This window comes from Nocardioides sp. NBC_00850, from assembly GCF_045207335.1.
In the GTDB taxonomy this organism is placed as follows: Bacteria; Actinomycetota; Actinomycetes; order Propionibacteriales; family Nocardioidaceae; genus Nocardioides.
Map to the genome: position 1 here is coordinate 3,065,904 of NZ_CP108845.1, position 19,973 is coordinate 3,085,876.

Annotated in this window: 19 protein-coding genes; 4 read left to right on the top strand and 15 right to left on the bottom strand. The window is 68.2% G+C overall.

Annotation, left to right across the window (positions count from 1 at the left end):
* Positions 1–9: 9 nt before the first annotated feature.
* Positions 10–861 carry a 3-hydroxybutyryl-CoA dehydrogenase gene (locus OH802_RS14880; RefSeq protein WP_406029203.1) on the bottom strand — a complete coding sequence of 284 codons (852 nt, stop codon included), beginning with the start codon at positions 859–861 and terminating at the stop codon, positions 10–12.
* Between the two features lie 70 nt (positions 862–931).
* On the opposite strand from OH802_RS14880, the gene OH802_RS14885 reads away from it, so the two are divergent.
* The gene (locus OH802_RS14885) at positions 932–1,609 is read left to right on the top strand and encodes a TetR family transcriptional regulator (protein WP_406029205.1); all 678 of its coding nucleotides are present in this window, start codon (positions 932–934) and stop codon (positions 1,607–1,609) included.
* 24 nt (positions 1,610–1,633) lie between these two features.
* Here the strand turns inward: OH802_RS14885 and OH802_RS14890 are convergent, their stop codons facing one another.
* Genes OH802_RS14890 through OH802_RS14900 form a run of 3 tightly spaced genes read right to left on the bottom strand, consistent with a single transcriptional unit; the run spans position 1,634 to position 4,644 of the window.
* Positions 1,634–3,334 (bottom strand): Na+/H+ antiporter, encoded by a 1,701-nt coding sequence (locus tag OH802_RS14890; protein WP_406029207.1) that lies wholly within the window; start codon positions 3,332–3,334, stop codon positions 1,634–1,636.
* A 20-nt stretch (positions 3,335–3,354) separates the two neighbouring features.
* Complete coding sequence (locus OH802_RS14895; protein WP_406029209.1) at positions 3,355–3,729, bottom strand: DUF2255 family protein; 375 nt, start codon at positions 3,727–3,729, stop codon at positions 3,355–3,357.
* A 30-nt stretch (positions 3,730–3,759) separates the two neighbouring features.
* Entirely contained in the window at positions 3,760–4,644 is an 885-nt protein-coding gene (locus tag OH802_RS14900; RefSeq protein WP_406029211.1) for an aldo/keto reductase, read from the bottom strand.
* Positions 4,645–4,817: 173 nt separating this feature from the next.
* Between OH802_RS14900 and OH802_RS14905 the strand changes: the two genes are divergently transcribed.
* Positions 4,818–5,834: an aldo/keto reductase gene (locus OH802_RS14905; protein WP_406029297.1), complete on the top strand. Its 1,017-nt coding sequence runs from the start codon at positions 4,818–4,820 to the stop codon at positions 5,832–5,834.
* Positions 5,835–5,852: 18 nt separating this feature from the next.
* Here the strand turns inward: OH802_RS14905 and OH802_RS14910 are convergent, their stop codons facing one another.
* The 4 genes from OH802_RS14910 to egtB are packed head-to-tail and all read right to left on the bottom strand — an operon-like array spanning position 5,853 to position 9,536.
* Entirely contained in the window at positions 5,853–6,749 is an 897-nt protein-coding gene (locus OH802_RS14910; RefSeq protein ID WP_406029213.1) for a helix-turn-helix transcriptional regulator, read from the bottom strand.
* Between the two features lie 59 nt (positions 6,750–6,808).
* On the bottom strand, positions 6,809–7,816 hold the full coding sequence (gene egtD / locus OH802_RS14915) for an L-histidine N(alpha)-methyltransferase (protein WP_406029215.1): 1,008 nt from the start codon (positions 7,814–7,816) through the stop codon (positions 6,809–6,811).
* Positions 7,813–8,283 (bottom strand): hypothetical protein, encoded by a 471-nt coding sequence (locus OH802_RS14920; RefSeq protein WP_406029217.1) that lies wholly within the window; start codon positions 8,281–8,283, stop codon positions 7,813–7,815. The genes egtD and OH802_RS14920 overlap by 4 nt, the downstream gene beginning before the upstream one ends.
* The gene (egtB, locus tag OH802_RS14925) at positions 8,280–9,536 is read right to left on the bottom strand and encodes an ergothioneine biosynthesis protein EgtB (RefSeq protein WP_406029219.1); all 1,257 of its coding nucleotides are present in this window, start codon (positions 9,534–9,536) and stop codon (positions 8,280–8,282) included. The genes OH802_RS14920 and egtB overlap by 4 nt, the downstream gene beginning before the upstream one ends.
* A 307-nt stretch (positions 9,537–9,843) precedes the next feature.
* On the opposite strand from egtB, the gene OH802_RS14930 reads away from it, so the two are divergent.
* Positions 9,844–10,563: a DUF3152 domain-containing protein gene (locus tag OH802_RS14930; protein WP_406019644.1), complete on the top strand. Its 720-nt coding sequence runs from the start codon at positions 9,844–9,846 to the stop codon at positions 10,561–10,563.
* Between the two features lie 31 nt (positions 10,564–10,594).
* On the opposite strand, the gene OH802_RS14935 is transcribed toward OH802_RS14930, so the two are convergent.
* The 4 genes from OH802_RS14935 to OH802_RS14950 form a co-directional block, all read right to left on the bottom strand.
* On the bottom strand, positions 10,595–11,176 hold the full coding sequence (locus OH802_RS14935; protein ID WP_406019646.1) for an adenylate kinase: 582 nt from the start codon (positions 11,174–11,176) through the stop codon (positions 10,595–10,597).
* A 299-nt stretch (positions 11,177–11,475) separates the two neighbouring features.
* Entirely contained in the window at positions 11,476–13,224 is a 1,749-nt protein-coding gene (locus OH802_RS14940; RefSeq protein ID WP_406029299.1) for an acetyl/propionyl/methylcrotonyl-CoA carboxylase subunit alpha, read from the bottom strand.
* A 31-nt stretch (positions 13,225–13,255) separates the two neighbouring features.
* Entirely contained in the window at positions 13,256–13,495 is a 240-nt protein-coding gene (locus tag OH802_RS14945; protein WP_406019648.1) for an acyl-CoA carboxylase subunit epsilon, read from the bottom strand.
* On the bottom strand, positions 13,492–15,129 hold the full coding sequence (locus OH802_RS14950) for an acyl-CoA carboxylase subunit beta (RefSeq protein ID WP_406019650.1): 1,638 nt from the start codon (positions 15,127–15,129) through the stop codon (positions 13,492–13,494). Before OH802_RS14950 ends, OH802_RS14945 begins: the two co-directional genes overlap by 4 nt.
* Before the next feature lie 87 nt (positions 15,130–15,216).
* On the opposite strand from OH802_RS14950, the gene OH802_RS14955 reads away from it, so the two are divergent.
* Positions 15,217–15,888 (top strand): TetR/AcrR family transcriptional regulator, encoded by a 672-nt coding sequence (locus tag OH802_RS14955; protein ID WP_406019652.1) that lies wholly within the window; start codon positions 15,217–15,219, stop codon positions 15,886–15,888.
* An 18-nt stretch (positions 15,889–15,906) separates the two neighbouring features.
* On the opposite strand, the gene OH802_RS14960 is transcribed toward OH802_RS14955, so the two are convergent.
* From OH802_RS14960 to OH802_RS14970, 3 genes are read right to left on the bottom strand one after another with little or no spacing between them, the layout of a single operon-like run.
* Positions 15,907–17,472 carry a glycoside hydrolase family 32 protein gene (locus OH802_RS14960; RefSeq protein ID WP_406019654.1) on the bottom strand — a complete coding sequence of 522 codons (1,566 nt, stop codon included), beginning with the start codon at positions 17,470–17,472 and terminating at the stop codon, positions 15,907–15,909.
* Between the two features lie 47 nt (positions 17,473–17,519).
* Positions 17,520–18,983: a glycoside hydrolase family 32 protein gene (locus OH802_RS14965; RefSeq protein WP_406019656.1), complete on the bottom strand. Its 1,464-nt coding sequence runs from the start codon at positions 18,981–18,983 to the stop codon at positions 17,520–17,522.
* Positions 18,984–18,991: 8 nt separating this feature from the next.
* A complete protein-coding gene (locus OH802_RS14970) occupies positions 18,992–19,972 on the bottom strand; it encodes a LacI family DNA-binding transcriptional regulator (RefSeq protein ID WP_406029301.1) in 981 nt (326 codons plus the stop codon).
* Between the last annotated feature and the right edge of the window lies 1 nt (position 19,973).

The window sequence follows — 19,973 nt, forward strand, 5'->3', positions numbered from 1 at the left end:
GGTCTGGGGTCAGTAGTGGTAGAAGCCGCGGCCGGTCTTGCGGCCCAGCAGACCGGCGTCGACCATCCGCGCGAGGAGCGGGGGCGGGGCGTAGAGCGGCTCCTTGAACTCCTCGTAGAGCGACTCGGCCACGGCCTTGGTCGTGTCCAGGCCGATGAGGTCCGCGAGCGCCAGCGGTCCTTGGGGGTGGGCCGCGCCGCGTACGAGGCCCTGGTCGATGTCCTCGGCGGTCGCGAACCCGGACTCCAGCATCCGGATCGCGGAGAGCACGAACGGGATCAGCAGCGCGTTGACCACGAAGCCCGCCCGGTCCTGGGAGTCGATGGGGTGCTTGCCGAGGTCGTTCTCGACGAACGTACGCACGCGGTCGGTGGTCTCCGGCGCCGTCAGCAGGCTGGGCACGAGCTCCACCAGGGAGAGCACGGGGACCGGGTTGAAGAAGTGCAGCCCGATCACCTGCGCCGGCCTCTCGGTGGCGACCGCGAGCTTCATGATCGGGATGGAGGAGGTGTTGGAGGCCAGGACGGCCTCGGGGTCGGTGACGATGGCGTCGAGCCGGGTGAAGAGCGCAGTCTTGGCGGCTTCGTCCTCGACGATCGCCTCGATGACCAGGTCGCGGTCGGCGAGTGCTTCGAGGTCGCTGCTGAGGGTGATGCGCTCCAGCACCTCGGCGGCGTCGCTGATCTTGCCGCGCTGCTCGGCCCGTTCGAGGGAGGCTCGCAGCCGGTCGAGGCCGGCCTCGGCGGCCGCGGGGTTGGCATCGATGAGGACGACGTCCTTGCCGGCGCGTGCGGCGACCTCGGCGATGCCGGCGCCCATCAGTCCGGCGCCGACGACGCCGATGCGGTTGAACCCGTTCATGTGCAGCCTCCTGTTGTTGGTACGCCGTACCTTATAGACGGAACGGCGTACCAACAAGTAGGTTCAGATCATGAGCGAGAAGCCTCGATCAGCGACGACGAAGGATCGCCTGGTCGCCGCGGCGTACGAACTGTTCGAGGAGCGCGGATTCGACGCGACGACCGCCGAGGACATCGCGCGCCGTGCCGGCGTCGGACGCACGACCTTCTTCCGCGCGTTCGGGTCCAAGGACGACGTGATCTTCCCCGAGCACGAGCAGCTGCTCGGTCGCATCGACCAGCGTCTGGCCGCCGCGACCCCGGCCACGCGCGCAGTCGCGCTGAGTGAGGCGGCGCGCGTGGTGCTGCGTCACTACCTCGACGAGGGAGAGCTGGCGCGTGCGCGCTATCGCCTGGTCGGTTCGGTGCCCGCCCTACGCGCCCGAGAGACGGGTGGCATCCAGCAGTACCAGCGCCTGTTCGCGCGCTGGCTGCGGGAGTGGATGTCCCACCTGCCTGACGGACATCTGCGCGCCGATCTGCTGGCTGCCGACCTCGTGACCGCCCACAACTACGTGCTCCGGCGCTGGCTCCGGGACCAGACCTCCGACCCCGAGAGCGAGTTCGACCAGGCGATGCGGGTGGCCCTCGAGCGCTATCAGCCCTCAGGACTCGAGCCGTCCTCGGCCGTGGTCGTGCTGCGCACCTCGGCCACGCCCGCCGCGATCCAGGCGCAGCTGCAGCCGCTGCTCGACGACGAAGCGCCGTGAGCTGAGGTCCAGCTGAGCGGCCCCTCAGTCGATCGGGTCGATCCCGGTGAGTCGGAGCTCCTCGATGTCGAGGCGGGTCTGGATGTCTCGGGCGACGGAGTCGTCGATGGTGCCGCTGTGGCGCAGCCGCAGGAGTGCCTCGCGTTTGCGGTCGAGCATCGCGACGCGAAGGCGGGTGTACTCCTCGTTGCGTGCCAGCGGTGAGTACTCGTCGAGCTGGACGGTCAGCGGCGTCTCGGCGTCCAGCGCCAGGGCCTCCTCGCCGACGGGACCTGCGTCCCCGCGTTGCTCGAGCATGGCTTCGAGCAGGTCGTCATCAGGATCGCCGCGTCCGGCGCTCTCCTTGGCTTGCACCAGGGCGAGGTGTTCCTGATAGTCGCCGGCGAGCCGTTCGCGTACCTCGTCGCTGACGCCGTGCTCGTCGGCGAGATCGGAGAGTGCGGCCACGGCGACCTCGGTGATCTCGCGCTCCGCGAGCCGGCGCTCTTCCTCAGCGGCATGGTCCTCGGGCAGGTCGGCCCAGCGTACGACGGCGGGCAGGAGCGGGCCCTGCACCAGGAGCGTCAGCAGGATGACCCCGGCGGTCACGAAGATGATGTCCTCGCGGGCGGGGAACCCACTCCCGTCGTCGAGGGTGACGGGGACCGAGAGCGCGATCGCCAGCGAGATCGCACCCCGGAAGCCTGCGACGGCGCCGACCACGCGTGACCGGTAGCTCATCCGGCGTGCTCGTTGGGAGGGCCGCCGGTCCAGGAGCCGGATGACCAGGACCGCGAGCTGGGGGAAGACGAAGCGGATCACGATGAGCGCGATCCACACCGCCACCGCCAGACCGGAGAGGCGTACGAGGTCGGCGGCGTCGAGCTCGTGGGCGACGGTCTGCACCTCGAGACCGATGAGCACGAACAGGGCGCCATTGAGCAGATAGGAGCCCAGTGGCCAGGCGGACTCGGTCAGCCGGCGTGACGCGGCGGTGCTGATCCTGGCTGAGGTGTAGGAGACGATCAGGCCCGCGACGACGACCGCGAGCACACCGGAGGCGCCGACCAGCTCGGCCACGAGGTAGGCGGTGAACGGCACCAGCAGCAGCGCGATGTTGATCGTCAAGGCCTCGTGAAGCTGCCGCATCACGAGGAAGGCGAGACCCGCCACCGCGGCACCGGTTGCCAGGCCGCCGAGGTAGGAGAGCAGCACCAGTCCGGTGACGTCGAGCGTGGTGTAGTGCCCGCCGGTCGCGAGCCCCACGGCGACGGCGTAGATGACCAGCGCGGTGCCGTCGTTGGTCAGGCTCTCGGCCTTCAGCACCATGAACTGGCGGCGCGGCAGCGTACGTCCCAGCGCAGCCGCCGCGGTGGCATCCGGCGGGGCGACCGCGGCCCCCAGAACGAGCGCGGCCTCCCACGGCATCCCCAGCGCGTACGCGATCCCGGCGACGCCGAAGGCGCTGGCGACCACGAGCAGCGTGCTCATGATGACGATGCCGCGCAGGTCCCGCTTGATGGCCCGCAGCGAGGTGGTCAGGCTCTCCCAGAACAGCATCACCGGGAGGAAGAGCAACAGCACCGTCTCGGGCGGCAGCTCGACCTCGCGCAGCTCGGGGACGAACCCGAGCGCGAGTCCGAAGACCACCAGCACCAGCGGCACCGCGATCCGCAGCCGGGGAGCGAGCACCGTGCCGAACAGCACGGCCGCACCCAGCACGACCGTGATCTCGAGCCCGTTCATGCCGCCTCCTGAGTGTCCGGTCAAGCCCGCGGCCGGACGCGGAGCGTCGTCTCGAGCACGTCATCGCCGGTGACGGCGCCGACCGGACCGGGACCGTAGCGGTCGTACTTGGCGTGGTACGCCGCGGTGATCTCAGCACTCTGCTCGGCGGTCGGCTCGAAGGTCACGTCCTTCTCGACACCTCCCGAGCTGATCCGGCCGAGACCGCTCCGTACGGCGTGACGGAACCAGCCGTTGTCGGGCCCGCGCGCGGAGCGGATGTAGATGTCCTCGCCCATCCGCACCTGCCAGATCGGGATGGCGTCGCGCAGACTCCCGTCGGCACGCAGTGTCGAGACGTACAGCTCACGAGCCTCGCCGATGCGAGTCAGCTCGTCGTCAGTCCAGACTCCCATGAGGTGTCCTCTGTTCGTTCCGGTCGGATGTCACGCTTCGGGGATCTCGATGCCGAACGCGGCACGGGTGATGGCCTCGGGCTCCGGGCCGCCGCGGAGGCCGGTGTCGAGGGCGTCGATGGCGCTGAGCTCGTCGGCGGTCAGCTCGAAGTCGAAGACGTCGAAGTTCTCGCGGATCCGGGAGGGCGTGACCGACTTGGGGATGACCTGTCGGCCCTGGTCGAGGTGCCAGCGCAGCATCACCTGAGCCGGGGTCTTCTGGTGGGCTGCGGCGATCTCGCCGATCACCGGGTTCTCCAGGGTGCTGGTGTGCTTGCCGTCGCGGTAGAAGGTGATGCCGCCGATCGGGGACCAGGCCTGGTTGAGGATGGCCCGCTCGGTGTCGTAGGCGAGCAGCTCGGGCTGCTTGAAGTAGGGGTGCACCTCGATCTGGTTGACGGCCGGCACGATCTCGGTCTCCGCGAGGAGCCGGTCCAGGTGGCGGGTCATGAAGTTCGAGACCCCGATGGCGCGGACCCGGCCGTCGGCGTACAGCTTCTCCAGAGCCTGGTACGCGCCGATGGTCAGCTCGAACTCGTCCGGAAGCGCCTGGTGCAGGATCAGCAGGTCGACCTGGTCGACGCCGAGCTTGCCGACGGCCTTCTCGAACGCGTGCAGCGTCTGGTCGTAGCCGTAGTCGGTGATCCAGATCTTGGTCTCGATGAAGACCTCGTCGCGCGCCAGCCCGGAGTCACGGATCGCCTTGCCGACCTCGCGCTCGTTGCCGTAGGCCGCGGCGGTGTCGATGTGCCGGTAGCCGACCTCGAGCGCGGTGGCGACCGCGGCGACGGTCTCCTCGGGCGCGGACTGGTAGACCCCGAAGCCCAGGGCCGGGATCTCTACCCCGTTGTTCAACGTGATCGTCGGAATGCTCATGACCTACACGGTAGGTCGGTTCGGTGGACGCAGGGAGTCCCTGACGAACGGGGGACTCGCAGGACCTCCCTGAAGTGGACAGCGGTGCCTAGCGTGGACTCCCGAACCAGTCGGAAGGCTCCCACCGTGAGCACCAAGACACCGATGAACCCGATGAAAGAGGGATCTTGACCGTGGAACGCCGCCAGCTCGGACGGACCGGAGTGTCCGTCAGCCCGCTGTGCCTGGGCACGATGATGTTCGGTCCGTGGGGCAACCAGGACGAGAACGACTCGATCCGGATCATTCACCGAGCGCTCGACGCCGGGATCAACTTCGTCGACACAGCCGACGTCTACTCCGCCGGTGAGTCCGAGCGGATCCTCGGCAAGGCGCTGAAGGGCCGGCGCGACGACGTCGTGCTTGCCACGAAGTTCTTCATGCCCATGGGCGAGGACCCCAACCAGGGCGGCGGCTCGCGTCGCTGGATCATGCGCTCGGTGGAGGACTCGCTACGACGCCTGGACACCGACCACATCGACCTCTACCAGGTGCACCGCCCCAGCCCGGTCACCGATGTCGAGGAGACCCTGGGTGCGCTCACCGACCTGGTCCGGCAGGGAAAGGTGCGCTACATCGGATCTTCCTCGTACGCCGCCAGCCAGATCGTCGAGGCCCAGTGGACCGCCCGCGACCGCCACCTGCAGCGGTTCGTCACCGAGCAGCCGCCGTACTCGATCCTGGTCCGCGGCATCGAGTCAGACGTGCTCCCCACCGCCCAGCGCCACGGTATGGGCATCCTCAGCTACAGCCCGCTGGCGGGCGGCTGGTTGTCCGGGCGCTGGCGCAAGGATGCCGCGTCCGCTCCGACATCGGCAGCGCGGCCTCGCGCGCGCTTCGACATGAGCAGCCCGGCCAACCAGCAGAAGCTGGAGGCCGTCGAGCAGCTCGCACAGCTTGCCGAGCAGGCCGGCATGACCCTGATCGACCTCGCCATCGCATTCGTCATCAACCACCCGGCGGTCACCTCCGCGATCATCGGACCGCGCACGATGGAGCAGCTCGAGTCCCAGCTCACCGGCGCGGAGGTATCCCTCACCCCAGATGTGCTGGACCGGATGGACCAGATCGTCGCGCCCGGGGTGACCATCAACCCCGACGACAACAGCTACGGCGAAGCCGAGCTCGCACCGGCAGCACGCCGACGCTGATGCTGTCCCGCCGGTGGTTCAGTTCGTGGTCGCTACGGCTGACTCGGTGGGGAGCTGATCCTGGGAAGCGGCCCAGGAGGCGAGGAGCTTGAGCGCGTCGGCGGTGGGGGTGCCCGCGGCCGCGGTGTAGATGTTGAGCTGGAGGCCGGGCTCGGAGGGGAGCTCCATCGCTTCGAAGTCGAGGTCGAGCTGGCCGACTACGGGGTGGTGGAGGCGCTTGCGTCCGCTGCGGTGGAAGCGTACGTCCTGGGAGGCCCAGCGCTGGCGGAACAGCTCGCTGCGGGTGGACAGCTCACCGACGAGCTCGACGAGGGCCTTGTCGTGGGGGTTGCGGCCGGCCTCGAGGCGGAGCATCGCGGCGGCGTCACGGGCGATCTGGTCGTAGTCGACGAAGAACTCCTCGGCCGCTTCGGGCTGAAGGTAGACGAACCGTGTCGTGTTGGCCGGGCGCCGTGGGTCGGCGAGGACGGGGGAGTAGAGCGCTCGCGCGAGCTGGTTCATGGCGAGGACGTCGTGGCGGCCGTTGCGGATCCAGGCGGGGGCGTCGGTGATGGCGTCCAGAACCTGCTGGAGCACCGGGCGTACGTTGGCCGGGGCCGTCTTCTTGCGCCGCCGGCTGCCGGTGCCCGACTCCCGGGCCAGGGCGAAGAGGTGGTCACGCTCGGCCTCGTCGAGCTGGAGCGCCGAGGCGAGCGCGTCGAGCACGCTCTCCGATGCCCCGGCGAGGCTGCCGCGCTCCATGCGTACGTAGTAGTCGACCGAGACGCCGGCGAGCATCGCGACCTCTTCGCGCCGCAGCCCCTTGACGCGTCGGTTGCCGCCGTAGGCGGGCAGACCCGCCTGCTCAGGGGTGATTCGGGCGCGCCGGGAGCTGAGGAACTCCCGGATCTCCGAGCGCAGGTCGACTTCAGTCATGGCACCACGGTATGCGGGAGTCTCGAGGCAAGGGAGGCACTGGCAGTACCCGGACGAGCTCAGCGCTTGGCCAGGACGAGCGCGTACGCCTCCTCCGGATCGGCCCACCAGCGAAGGTCGCGGAATCCCGCCGCGGCGAGCTCGAGTGCGGCGATGCTTCGGCGGAACTTGCAGGACAGCTCGGTGAGGAGCTCTTCGCCTTCGTCGAACTTGATGACGAGGTCGAGCTCGCGCAGCTCCACGCGGGTGGAATCCTGTGCGACGAGTCGCATCTCGATCCGCTCCTCCTCGGTGTTCCAACGCGCCAGGTGCCGGAACCCGTCGGTGTCGAAATCGGCGCCCAGGCTTCGGTTGAGAACGCGCAGCGCGTTGAGATTGAACTCGGCGGTCACGCCGGCGGAATCGTCGTACGCGGCGACCAGCTGGCCGGGGTCCTTGACCAGGTCCAGCCCGAGCAGCAGACCTTCCCCGGGCTGCATGGCGTCGGCGACCGATCCCAGGAACCGTTCGCGGCCGGGGCGGTCGTAGTTGCCCAGCGTGCTGCCGAGGAGCGCGATCAGCCGGCGTCCTGGGGTCGGAAGCTGCCCGAGATGCTGGTCGAAGTCGGCGACGACACCGTGCAGCGCGAGCCCGGGCCGCTCCTCGGCGAGAGCGTCCATCGCCTGGGTGAGTGCGCTGGCGCTGACATCGACCGGGACGTACGTCGTCAGCCGACCGGTCTGCGTCAGCGCGTCGAGCAGGAGCCGGGTCTTCTCCGAGGAGCCGGATCCGAGCTCGAGGAGCACCTCGGCGTCGGAGGCCTCGGCGATCTCCCGCGCATGCTCGGTCAGCAGCGCCCGTTCGGTGCGGGTCGGGTAGTACTCGGGCAGCCGGGTGATCTCCTCGAACAGCTCCGAACCACGCTGGTCATAGAAGTACTTCGGTGGAAGCCATTTCGGCGCCGCGCTCAAGCCGGTGCGAGCGTCCTCCGCAAGGCTCTGACGCAGGTCCTCGGCGGTCAACAGGGTGGTGAGCCTGCCCCCGGCTGGTGTGCTGGTGCTGGTCTGGCCGTTGCTGTCGAGGGTCACGCGAGGTTCTCCTTCGGGTTGTGAAGCGGTGTGTCGAGCCGCCACCAGGTGGGTCCGCATGGGCTGAGGACCCCGATGGTGCGGGGCGGGATCGAGGTGGACGCAGCGCCGGCGAGCGGACGGTTGCTGACGACGTACTCCCAGGACGCGGGCTCGACCAGGTGGCTGCCCTCGTCGCCGGTCAGCAGGGCGAGGTCCTCCCCGTCACTGAGGAGAACCGAGAAGCCGCCCACCACGATCTCGTTGGCGATCTGGACCACGGCAGAGCCGACCGGCAGGCTTTCCTGCTGCGCCTTGTCGAGGATGAGCGTCCACGAGTCGTCGATGGTGCCGCTGACCGCGGCGGTCCATGATCCGACCTGCAGCGGAGCGGGGCAGTAGTTGTGATCACAGGCCCAGTCGACGTGCGTCTGGGGCGGTCCGAGGATGCCGCGATGGGCACAGGTGACGGCAGCCGACCAGGTCACGCACGACGCCCGTCGTCGGCGAGCCGGAGGCCGGTGACCGGCCAGCGCGCACCAGGCGGGAAGAAGTTGCGGTACGAGGCACGGGTGTGTCCCGGCGGGGTGAGCGCGCAGCCGCCACGGAGCACCATCTGGCTCGACATGAACTTTCCGTTGTACTCGCCGATCGCGCCGGCGGCGGGGTGGAAGCCCGGGTAGGGCAGGTACGCCGAGGACGTCCACTCCCAGCAGTCTCCGAAGAGCTGTCGCAGGCCGCCGGTCGAGGGGCCGGCCGCGCGTGGGTGGAAGCTGTCCCGGTCGGCGAGGTTGCCGGCCACCTCGTACGTCCGGGCGGCGTGCTCCCACTCGGCCTCGGTCGGGAGGCGCTTGCCGGCCCAGGTGGCGTACGCGTCGGCCTCGTAGTGGCTCAGGTGGCAGACCGGCAGTCCCGGATCGAGCGGTGACGTGCCGTGCAGGGTGTGCTCGAACCACTCTCCGTCGGCCTCGCGCCAGTAGAAGGGCGCCTCCCAGCCCTCGGCGTTGACCCGCGCCCACCCGTCGGAGAGCCACAGCTCGGGACGCCGGTAGCCACCGTCGGCCATGAAGTCCAGCCATTCGCCGTTGGTGATCAACCGGTCGGCGAGCCGGTACGGCTCCAGCCACTGCTGATGCCGTGGCAGCTCGTTGTCGAAGCAGAACCCACCACCCTCGGACCCGATCTCGACCAGGCCGCCGTCGAAGTCGACCCACCCCAGCCGGTCGGTCCCGTCACCCGCGACCGGACGCCCGGCGTACGTCGGCTGCAGCGGGTTGAGCGACAGCACATGCTTGATGTCCATCAGCAGCAGCTCTTGATGCTGCTGCTCGTGGTGGAAGCCGAGCTCGATGGTTGGAGCGAGCTTGGCGAACGTGCCCTCGTCCACGCGGTCGAGCAGGTCCCTGACCCGGTCGTCGACGTTGCGCCGGTAGTCGCCGACCTCGTACGCGCCGGGGCGGCTGATCACGCCACGCATCGGCCTCGCGTACCGCGGCCCGACCTGCTCGTAGTAGCTGTTGAAGAGGAACCAGTACTTGTCCTGGAACGGTGTGAAGCCGGGCTCGTTCTCCGCCAGCACGAATGTCTCGAAGAACCAGGTCACGTGCGCGCGATGCCATTTGGTCGGCGAGACATCCGGCATCGACTGGACTGTCTGGTCCTCGGGGGAGAGGGGTGCGGCGAGGCGTTCGGTGTCGGCCCGGACTTCGTCGAAGCGGGCGATCGCAGTGGTCGTGTCCATCTCACGTCTCCTGACGGTGGAGGTCGAGTACGGCGAGTGCTACGAACTACTCTGCCTGGTCGCCCAACCCGTGCCACGCGGTTTTAGCGGCGGCCACGACCGGGTCGATACCGGCCCCGGTGTGCAGTCGGGGCACCTAGAATCTGGGTCGTGCAGGAGCTTCGGACGGCGGCGTGGACACGCGGGCGCGCGCTTGCCTCGTCGCAGCGAGCCGATGAGTAAGCACCGAGCTGCACCTCGCCGCAAAGGTCGAAGACGTACGACAGGCGGCATCGCCGTTCTCGCCGTCCTCCTCACGGGAACGGCCGTGGCCGTCCCGCTGGTCTCGATGGCGCGGGACGGCCGCCCCACCGATGGCACCGAGCGCGTCGCGGTCGTATCGGATTCCACCTTGCCCTCGGTCACTCCGACGCCAGGGACCAAGGGGCCCAACGGCGAGGTCGCCGTAGCCGAGGGTCGCGTGCCTCGACCGAGCGGACCACCCGCATCGTCCGTGTCGATACCCGAGCGCGGGCCGGGCAGGTTCGACGTCGCCGCCGCCCCACCCAGCCCGATCGAGAACGCGACGACGTACCGGGTCGAGGTGGAAGAGGGCCTGCCCTACGCCGCCGAAGAGGTCGCACGCTTCGCCCAGACCACGCTCGCCGACAACCGTGGCTGGGCGGCCAAGCACCGGCTCGTACGCGTCGACGGTCACGCCGACCTACGGATCGTTCTCGCCACTCCCGAGACCACCGACGCACTCTGTGCGCCGCTCGACACCGATGGCCGACTGTCCTGTCGCAACGGCAGCAATGTCGTACTCAATGCCTGGCGGTGGCACTTCGGCGCCGACAGCTACGCCGACAACCTGACGGACTACCGCCGGTACGTGGTCAACCATGAGACCGGTCACGCCCTCGGTTACCCGCACGTGGAGTGCCCGGGCGACGCCGTGCTCGCCCCGGTGATGCTGCAACAGACCAAGGGGTTGGACGGCTGCGCCGCCAATCCGTGGCCGGCCCGCGCGGATCTCGCTGGGCACTGAGCTGGACGAGTTCCCGGCCGCGGTTCGCGTCTCAGCAGATGGCGTCTGCGGATGAGTCGCAGGCGCCGAGGATCCGCTTGGTGACCTCATCGACCTCGCCGAGGCCGTCGACCTCGACGATGAGGCCCCGGCTGCGGTAGGCGTCGATGAGTGGCGCGGTCTGTTCGAGGTAGATCTCCTGGCGACGGCGGATGATGTCCTCGGTGTCGTCGGCGCGGCCCTCGATCTGGGCACGCTGCAGCAGCCGCTCGACCACCTCGTCCTCGTCGACGACGAGGCTGATGACGACGTCGAGGTCGTGGCCGGCGGGGCTGATCATCCCGTCGAGCTCCTCGACCTGTGCAAGCGTGCGGGGATAGCCGTCGAGAAGGAAGCCGTTGGCCGCGTCGGGCTCGGCGATCCGGTCGCGAACCATGTTGTTCGTGACCTCGTCCGGCACGTACTCGCCGGCGTCCAGGTAGCGCTTGGCCTCCAGGCCCAGTGGAGTGGCCAGCGATACGTTGGCGCGAAAGATGTCGCCGGTGGAGATGGCCGGGATGCCGAAGTGTTGGGCGAGGTGCTTGGCCTGGGTGCCCTTACCAGCGCCCGGGGGACCCATGATGATGATCCGCATCAGACGTCTCCCATGATCCTGTGATCGCCGGCGGCATGGTGCGCGCAGGACCGGCACGTCTCGGGAGACGTCATGTCGACGGGGAGTTCCCAGAAGGTGTACCAGAGCGCTGTCGGTTCTCCGCAGGCCGTTCGCTGGGAGCCGTTCCTTCGGATGTGGACGGTGCCCCATGGCAGTCGGTGGCGAGAGTGCCGCGGCTGTGTCTGCGGCGCTGTCGCCAGCCACTGCATGCTCACGTTGCCGCGTGACTGGGGCCTGGGGAGAGTCGCAGGCGCTGGTGTCATCACAGGTCCAGCCAGCTACTTGATCTCGGCGATGACCGCGCCGTTGGCGACGGTCTCGCCCACAGTGGCGTTCAGGCCAGTGACGACGCCGGTCTTGTGGGCCTTGAGGGGCTGTTCCATCTTCATGGCCTCGATGACCACCACGACGTCGCCCTCGGCGACCTCTTGGCCTTCTTCGACGGCGATCTTGACGATGGTGCCCTGCATCGGGGAGGTGACGGAGTCGCCGGAGGCGGCTGCGCCGGCCTTCTTCGCGGACCGCTTGGGCTTCTTCGCCGCCGCGCCGCCGCCGGTGGTGAGGCCGCCGAGTCCGGCGGGTAGGGAGACGTTGAGGCGTTTGCCGCCGACCTCGACCACGACGGTCTGCCGCTCGCTGTCTTCGGCGGGTTCACCGGCGGCACCGGCGTAGGGGGTGATCTGGTTGTCGAAGTCGGTTTCGATCCAGGTGGTGTAGACCTCGAAGGAGCCGTTCTCGGCGGTGTAGGCGGGGTCGGTGACGACGGCTTGGTGGAAGGGGATCACGGTGGGCATCCCGTCGACCTGGAACTCCTCCAGCGCGCGGCGTGAGCGTTCGAGTGCTTGGGTGCGGTCGCGGCCGGAGACGATCAGCTTGGCGATCAACGAGTCGAAGGCGCCCGGGATGGTCTCGCCCTTCTCATAGCCACCGTCGAGGCGGACCCCGGGGCCGGCGGGGGGTGCCCATTGGGTGAGGGTGCCGGGGGCTGGCATGAAGTTGTTGCCGCCGTCTTCGGCGTTGATGCGGAACTCGATGGAGTGGCCGCGGACCTCGGGGTCGTCGTAGCCGAGTTCTTCGCCGGCGGCGATGCGGAACATCTCGCGGACCAGGTCGATGCCGGTGACTTCCTCGGAGACGCAGTGTTCGACCTGGAGGCGGGTGTTGACCTCGAGGAAGGAGATGGTGCCATCGGCGGCGACGAGGAACTCACAGGTGCCGGCGCCGACGTAGCCGGCCTCGCGCAGGATCGCCTTGGAGGACTCATAGAGGCGCTTGTTCTGCTCCTCGCTCAGGAACGGTGCGGGGGCTTCCTCGACCAGTTTCTGGTGGCGGCGCTGCAGGGAGCAGTCACGGGTGGAGACCACGACGACGTTGCCGTGGGTGTCGGCGAGGCACTGGGTCTCGACGTGGCGGGGTTTGTCGAGGAACTTCTCCACCAGACACTCACCACGCCCGAAGGCACCCACGGCCTCACGGACCGCGGATTCGTAGAGGTCGGGGATCTCCTCCAGGGTCCGGGCCACCTTCAGGCCACGACCGCCGCCCCCGAAGACCGCCTTGATCGCCACCGGGAGGCCGTACTCCTGAGCGAAGGAGACGATCTCGGAGGCGTCCTTGACCGGGTCCTTGAGGCCCGGCGCCAACGGGGCGCCCGCCTTGAGCGCGATCTGCTTGGCCTTGGCCTTGTCCCCCAGGGCGTCGATGGCCTCCGGCGAGGGGCCGATCCAGGTCAGACCGGCCTCGATCACGGCGGTGGCGAAGTCGGCGTTCTCGGCCAGGAACCCGTAGCCGGGGTGGACCGAGTCCGCACCGGACTGACGGGCGACGTCGAGGATCTTCTCGATGGAGAGGTACGACTCCGCCGGGGTGGCTCCACCCAGGGAGTAGGCCTCATCGGCCAGCCGCACGAACAGCGCGTCACGGTCGGGGTCCGCATAGATCGCGACCGAGCCGATCCCGGCGTCCTTGCACGCACGGATCACTCGAACAGCGATCTCACCACGGTTGGCGATCAGGACCTTTGTCAGTTCAGGCACGGTGTTCTGCTTTCTACGACGTTCAGTTCGGAAGAGCGCTGGCGCGCCAGGCGCCGGGGCCGGGGTGGAGTGGGGTACGCAGTTGCGGGGTGGCCCACAGGGAGCGCGGCTTCTTCTTCGGGGGCTCGCCGGCAGATCCCAGGGCTGAGAAGACGGCCACGATCGCGGCTACCTCTTCGGGGGTGGCGTTCTGGTCGATGACCTTGAGCAAGGGCTTCTGCTCAGCCTTGTGCTCAGCCTTCGGGTCTTCGGGCGCGGTCACAGCGGGATGTTCCCGTGCTTCTTGGCGGGCAGGGTCTCCCGCTTGGTGCGCAGCAGACGCAGCGCGCGGGTGACCTCGGCGCGGGTCTCGTGGGGTGGGATGACCGCGTCGACATAGCCACGTTCGGCGGCGATGTAGGGGTTGGCCAGGGTGGTCTCGTACTCATCGATCAGCTGGGCGCGTTTGGCCTCGACGTCCCCACCGGCGGCCTCGACCTCGGCCAGGGTGCGGCGGTGGACGATGTTGGCCGCACCTTGGGCGCCCATGACCGCGATCTGGGCGGTGGGCCAGGCCAGGTTGATGTCGGCGCCGAGGTGTTTGGAGCCCATCACGTCATAGGCGCCGCCGTAGGCCTTGCGGGTGATGATGGTGACCAGGGGGACGGTGGCCTCGGCGTAGGCGTAGATCAGTTTCGCGCCGCGGCGGATGATGCCGTTGTGTTCTTGGTCGGTGCCGGGCAAGAACCCGGGGACGTCGACGAAGGTGATCACCGGGACGTTGAAGGCGTCGCAGGTGCGCACGAAGCGGGCGGCCTTCTCGGAGGCGTCGATGTCGAGACAGCCGGCGAACTGCATCGGCTGGTTGGCCACGATCCCGACCGGGCGGCCCTCGACACGGGCATAGCCGATGATGATGTTGGGTGCCCACAACGGCTGGACCTCGAGGAACTCCCCCTCGCCGTCGTCATTGGTATCAACAATGTGGGAGATGACCTCGTGCATGTCGTAGGGCTGGTTCCCGCCATCGGGGATGAAGGTGTCCAGCTCCCGATCCAGATCAGAGATCTCCAGATCCGCGACCTCCTCGAACGCGGGGGGTTCCTCCATGTTGTTCGAGGGGAGGTAAGACAGCAGGGCTTTGACGTAGTCGATGGCGTCGGCCTCGTCGGTGCCCATGTAGTGGGCCACCCCGGACTTGGAGTTGTGGGCCAGGGCGCCGCCGAGCTCTTCCATGGTGATGTCCTCACCGGTGACGGTCTTGATCACGTCGGGGCCGGTGATGAACATGCCCGAGGTCTTGTCGACCATGATGGCGAAGTCGGTGACCGCGGGGGAGTAGACGTGGCCGCCGGCGCAGTTGCCCATGATCAGGCTGATCTGCGGGATCACCCCGCTCGCGTGGACGTTGCGTTTGAAGATCTCCCCATACAGCCCCAGGGAGACCACGCCTTCCTGGATCCGGGCGCCGGCGCCCTCGTTGATCCCGATCAGCGGGGACCCGGTCTTGATCGCCAGGTCCATGATCTTGGTGATCTTCTCGCCATAGACCTCACCCAGCGAGCCACCGAAGACGGTGAAGTCCTGGGAGAACACACACACCTGACGCCCATCGATGGTGCCGTACCCGGTGACCACACCATCCCCGAAGGGCCGGTTCTTCTCCAACCCGAACGCCACCGACCGGTGCCGGGCGAGCTCGTCGACCTCCTGGAAGGAGCCCTCATCGAGCAGCATCTCGATCCGCTCCCGCGCGGTCTGACGACCCTTCGCATGCTGCTTCTCCACCGCCTTGGCAGAACCAGCATGGACAGCCTCGTCAAGACGACGCTCCAGCTCGGCCAGCTTCCCGGCAGTCGTGTGCAGATCGATCTCGGCGCCCGAGGAATCGGGTGCGGTGGTGGGCTCGGCGCTCAACGGGACTCCTTGTGAACTTCAGTGTCAATGAATGAGACTAAGTGTCATACGGCATGATGTCCAGGGAACGATCCAAAAGGGAGAGTGATGGCAGCAGCGCGTGACGAGATCTCGGATGCGGCGTTCCGCCTGTTCGGGATCCAGGGGTACGCGACCACGTCCGTCGACGACATCGCGTCCGAGGCCGGCGTCAGCCGCAGCACCTTCTTCCGCTCCTTCGGGTCCAAGGAAGCGGTGATCTTCCCCGACCACGATGAGATTCTCGGCCGGGTCGAAGAGCGATTGCGTTCATCGCCCGCCGACGCGGGCCTTGCTGCCGTCACCGACGCGGTCAAGATCGTGTTGTTCCACTACGTCGCGGAGGGCGAGCGTGCGCGGGAGCGCTATGGGCTGACCTCCACCGTGTCGGCGCTTCGGGAGCGTGAGCTGGTGAGCGGCGCCCGCTACCAGCGCCTCTTCCGTCGATACCTGAGTCACTGGGCCGACGCCTCGCCCGAGGCCGAGCTCCGCGCCGAGATGACGGCAGCGGCAGTCGTCGCGGCACACAACCGCGTACTTCGCCGATGGCTCCGGCGGGAGTGCGCCGACCCGCAGCGGGAGATCGAGCAGGCACTGGCCGCGGTCCATCGCACCTTCGCCGACGAGAGCGAGGCATCCATCGGGATGCTCGTCGTTCCCGCCGGCGTTCCAGCCTCCGCCGTGGAGAAGGCAGTCAAGAGGGCGCTGGAAGGCATTGCTGTCCGAAACCTCGATCAATGAGGTCGGACGGCAATCGAGTCAGCCGATGCTCCGGAGTTGGCGGATGGTGATGCCGGTGAAGTCTGCTGGCCCGCCGTCGGTGTAGAGCGAGATGCCGGTGTCGCCCTCGGTGAAGTGCACCTGCTGGGAGAGCACGGTGTGGCCGGCGTTGACGAACACCTCGACGCTCTGGGTGTCGACGAAGATCCGCAGGTGCACTGATCGTGCGGCGGCGTCGATCGGCCCGGCCGCTCGTGTGTAGGGCGCCAGTGAGTACCCGGCGAGATCGGAGGGGGCTCGATCGACGTAGATCTCGGCCCCGTACTTGCCGATGTTGGTGTGCCGTGAGCCGTCGGCGGAGCGCCCGACGGAGACACCGACGTTGGTGGCGGTGTCCCAGGAGATGTCGAGCTCGAGCTCGTAGGCCCGTCCGTTCCAGGGGAGCACGAGGCTGCCGTCGACCGTGCGGTCTCCCAGAGTCGTGGTAGCTGTCACGTAGTCCGAGAGTGTGCTCACGGGGCTGCTGAGCAGGGAGTACCACCCGCCCGATTGCCGCTCGAGACGCAGCTCGCGCACGATCGAGTTCTGTCCGTTGTAGCCGTCGGAGGCATCGGTCGGCACGTCCCGTGCGGCGTACTTCCAGTTGTTCATCCAGGCGATGGCGAGGCGCTTGGTCTCCGGAGCATCTACGGCGGGCCAGGTGACCGCGGCGTACCAGTCCCAACCCCAGTCGAGCCACTGTGGGGTGAGGTCGTACGCGATGAACTCCTCGCCGTTCCAGGTGCCCATCCAGTAGGCGTACGTCATCGGCAGCCCGATGCTGTAGGCGTCCATGCTGGCGCCGAGCACCCAGTGTCGGGTGCCGTCGTTCGCGGTCATCTCGAACAGGTCAGGGCACTCGATGCCGCCGAGGGCGTGGTTCGGGTAGTCGAAGTTGCGCTTCAGCTGCCAGTCGATCAAGTTCGAGGAGGTGTAGAAGGCTGCGTACCGTGCCCGGCCGATCACGCACACCCACTCGCCGCGGGCTGCGTCCCAATGGACCTTCGGGTCCCGGAACCACTCGGCGTTCTCGATCTCGGCGGGTGTTGTCGCGGTGCGGCCGTCGGTGTTGACGATCACCGGATCGGGCCGGGGGGTGAAGGTGAAGCCGCCGTCGGTCGACCAGTAGAGATACTGCTCCTGATACTTGCGGATGCCGTCGGTGGGTTGCGTCGCGAGCGCGATGACGGCTCCGGCGCCGTATCCGGCCGTGTTCGCCGTGTCGACGACGGCCGACCCGGACCACACCGGGAAGTCGGGCTGAAGGGGCATCACGGTGCCGTGGTGGGTGAAGGCGACACCGTCGGTCGTCGTCGCGTGGTCCCAGCCGCCGGGGCCGTTGTTCTGCGTCGAGTGCAGGTAGTAGAGCTGGTAGGCACCGCGAGTGGTGACCGGGCGCTGCGGGTCGCAGAGCCATCCCGAGGGAGGCGTCATGTGGTAGACCGCCCGAAGTGACGTCTGCGCCGCGGCGTGCGCGGCGATCGGTGTGGCGTGCACCGCGAAGAACGCGAGCGAACCGGCGCCGGCGCCTTGCAGCAGACTGCGTCGTGAGATGGGGTGGGGCATGATGACTCCTTCGGCTCGGCCCGATGAGTCGGGCACATCGGCTGTTGTCACAGTGCGGTTGCGGGGTGATCCTGCAGAGCGGGGTGTGTCGCCGGCGCCGACTCGTCGCTCACGACGTCGACAGCGGTGTACGCGACTGATCCCAGGCGCTCGGTGTAGACGGTCGCGGCGATGGGTCCGCGGCCGAGGGGGACAAGGTTCGAGACAGTCGCCTCGCCGTCGTTCGCGAAGATCTCGAGCAGCGGTCCGTCGAGGCTGAGAAGCAGCTGGACCGGACCTCCGGTCCCCACCTCGGTGACGCTCGTCGAGGGGAAGTCGGCATGCACCGCCTCGGCCGCGGCACCGCGGCGGGTGAGCCGGAGCGTTCCTCCCGAGTGCTCCAGCTCGACGCACGCGTCGGCATCACCCTGCAGGCGTACGCTGACAGCCCCTGTGGTGTCCGGATCCCACCGCAGGTCGAGCACGCTGTGACCGCTGAGAGAGACCTCGACCGGCTGCTCGGCGAGGACCACCGTGGGCTCCGCCCGGGTGAGTTGCTCGAGAAGGAACGAGGGAGGCCTCTGGACGAGCCGGGGTCGACCCCGGACGGTGTGCAGAGCGAGCTGTCGCGGCAGCGACATCGCGCCCTTCCACGGTGTGGAGGGAAATGCTTCTGCGTAACGCCAGTTGCTCATCCAGCCGACCATGATGGCGGCGCCTTGTGGGGCATTGTCGAAGGTGACCCCTGCGTAGAAGTCGCGGCCGCTGTCGAGGCGGACGAGCTCTGCGGAGTCTGTGGTGAACCTGGTCCCGTCGAAGCTGCCGACGACGTAGCTCATCGAGGAACCGTCGCGATCCGCGTTGTCACCGACCGGGTTGGTGCTGAGGATCAGGACCCAGCGCATGTCATCGGGATCGCCGTCGAGCGGCAGTCGTACGAGATCCGGGCACTCCCAGACGACGCCGGTCGGGCCCAACGGACCGAAGGCACTTGCGTGCTCCCACGAGCGGAGGTCGTCCGAGGTGTAGAAGTGCACCTGTCGGTCCTCTGCCTCGACCGCGAGCAGAATCCAGCGAAGCCGTCCCGCTTCGTCGGTGTAGCGGATGACCTTTGGATCTCGGAATGCACTCGTGCCGCGGTCGAGCACCGGGTTGTCGGCGTCGAGCTCCCAGGTGAAACCGCCGTCGTTGCTGGTCGCTCGCGATTGGGCCTGACGGCCGTTTGCGTAGGCACTGGTGTAGTACGCAGTCAGCTCGGTGCCACCCTCGGTCGGGGTCGAGACGATCGAGCCCGAGAAGATCTGCTCGCCGTCGCGGAACCGCAGTGCGACCGGGTGCTCGGTCCAGTGCTGCAGATCGGTGCTGGTCGCGTGCCCCCAGCTCATGTTTCCCCACTCTGAGCCCTCGGGATTGAACTGGTAGAAGAGGTGCCAGCGACCGCCGTCGTGGACGAGTCCGTTGGGGTCGTTCATCCAGTTGCGCCGCGGGGTGAAGTGGAAGGTCGGCCTGGGCACGACGGGCACGTCGGACATCGCTCTCCTCAGATCGACTGACGTGGGACGGACGGGCAGGTGACGCGCATCAGCTGCTCGCCGGTGGCCGACGACTCGATGCCGAGGAGCACCCGGACGCCGGCAGCACCGAGGTCGTAGTGCGGAAGCGCGACGGTCGACAGTGGGGGGCGCAGGTGAGCGGCGATGACGTCCTGGTTGTCGAACCCGATGACTGCGATGTCGCCCGGGATGCTCAGCCCGTGTTCGCGCAGCCCGTCGTAGAGGCCCATTGCCACGCGGTCGTTGTGGCAGAAGACGGCTGTGGCCTTCGACTCGACGATTCGGGGTGCGGTGGCGTACCCGCCCTCCTGGGCAGGTTCGGCCGGGAACACGAGGGACTCGTCGAAGTCGATGCCGGCTGCCTCCAGAGCGCTGCGGTATCCGGCGAGGCGACCGCTCTGGGCCGGCGAAGGTGTCGTCGTGTTGATGAAAGCGATCCGGCGATGGCCCGCGGCCAGCAGCTCCTCGGTCGCAGTCCTGCCGCCCTGCTCCTCGTCCGGCACCACGGCGGGCAGTCCGCTGCCCTCGGCGAAGCAGTCGACGAGCACGGTGTCGGTCTGGTGCAACATCTCGGGCACGACGATCTCGCGGTGGTACCAGCTCGAGTAGAGGATGCCCCGCACCTGGTGCTCGAGCATCATCGCGATGGCCTCGTTCTCGGCTGCTTCGTTGCCGTCGGTGTTGGCAACGAGCAGCACGTAGCCGTGGGCCCAGGCCTCATCCTGCGCGCCGTGGATGATCTGGCCGGCGAACGGGGTGGTCGCGATCGCGTCCGCGACCAGGCCGATGAATCGTGAGCCGCCACGTGACAAGGTCTTGGCCAGGGCGTTGGGCCGGTAGCCGAGTGCTGTGACGGCCTCCTGCACCCTGCGCCTGGCGTCATCGCCGATACGCGCCCCGGGCTTGTTGTTGACGACGTGGGAAACGGTCGCGACCGATACGCCCGCGGCCTTGGCGACGTCCCGCATC

Bases quoted from the DNA above. Each gene is read 5' to 3' on its own strand.
- OH802_RS14885 (WP_406029205.1), top strand. From the start codon at position 932: ATGAGCGAGAAGCCTCGATCAGCGACGACGAAGGATCGCCTGGTCGCC.
- OH802_RS14895 (WP_406029209.1), bottom strand. From the start codon at position 3,729: ATGGGAGTCTGGACTGACGACGAGCTGACTCGCATCGGCGAGGCTCGT.
- OH802_RS14955 (WP_406019652.1), top strand. From the start codon at position 15,217: ATGGCAGCAGCGCGTGACGAGATCTCGGATGCGGCGTTCCGCCTGTTC.
- OH802_RS14970 (WP_406029301.1), bottom strand. From the start codon at position 19,972: ATGCGGGACGTCGCCAAGGCCGCGGGCGTATCGGTCGCGACCGTTTCC.
- OH802_RS14900 (WP_406029211.1), bottom strand. From the start codon at position 4,644: ATGAGCATTCCGACGATCACGTTGAACAACGGGGTAGAGATCCCGGCC.
- OH802_RS14890 (WP_406029207.1), bottom strand. From the start codon at position 3,334: ATGAACGGGCTCGAGATCACGGTCGTGCTGGGTGCGGCCGTGCTGTTC.
- OH802_RS14960 (WP_406019654.1), bottom strand. From the start codon at position 17,472: ATGCCCCACCCCATCTCACGACGCAGTCTGCTGCAAGGCGCCGGCGCC.
- OH802_RS14965 (WP_406019656.1), bottom strand. From the start codon at position 18,983: ATGTCCGACGTGCCCGTCGTGCCCAGGCCGACCTTCCACTTCACCCCG.
- OH802_RS14910 (WP_406029213.1), bottom strand. From the start codon at position 6,749: ATGACTGAAGTCGACCTGCGCTCGGAGATCCGGGAGTTCCTCAGCTCC.
- OH802_RS14935 (WP_406019646.1), bottom strand. From the start codon at position 11,176: ATGCGGATCATCATCATGGGTCCCCCGGGCGCTGGTAAGGGCACCCAG.
- OH802_RS14880 (WP_406029203.1), bottom strand. From the start codon at position 861: ATGAACGGGTTCAACCGCATCGGCGTCGTCGGCGCCGGACTGATGGGC.
- egtB (WP_406029219.1), bottom strand. From the start codon at position 9,536: ATGGACACGACCACTGCGATCGCCCGCTTCGACGAAGTCCGGGCCGAC.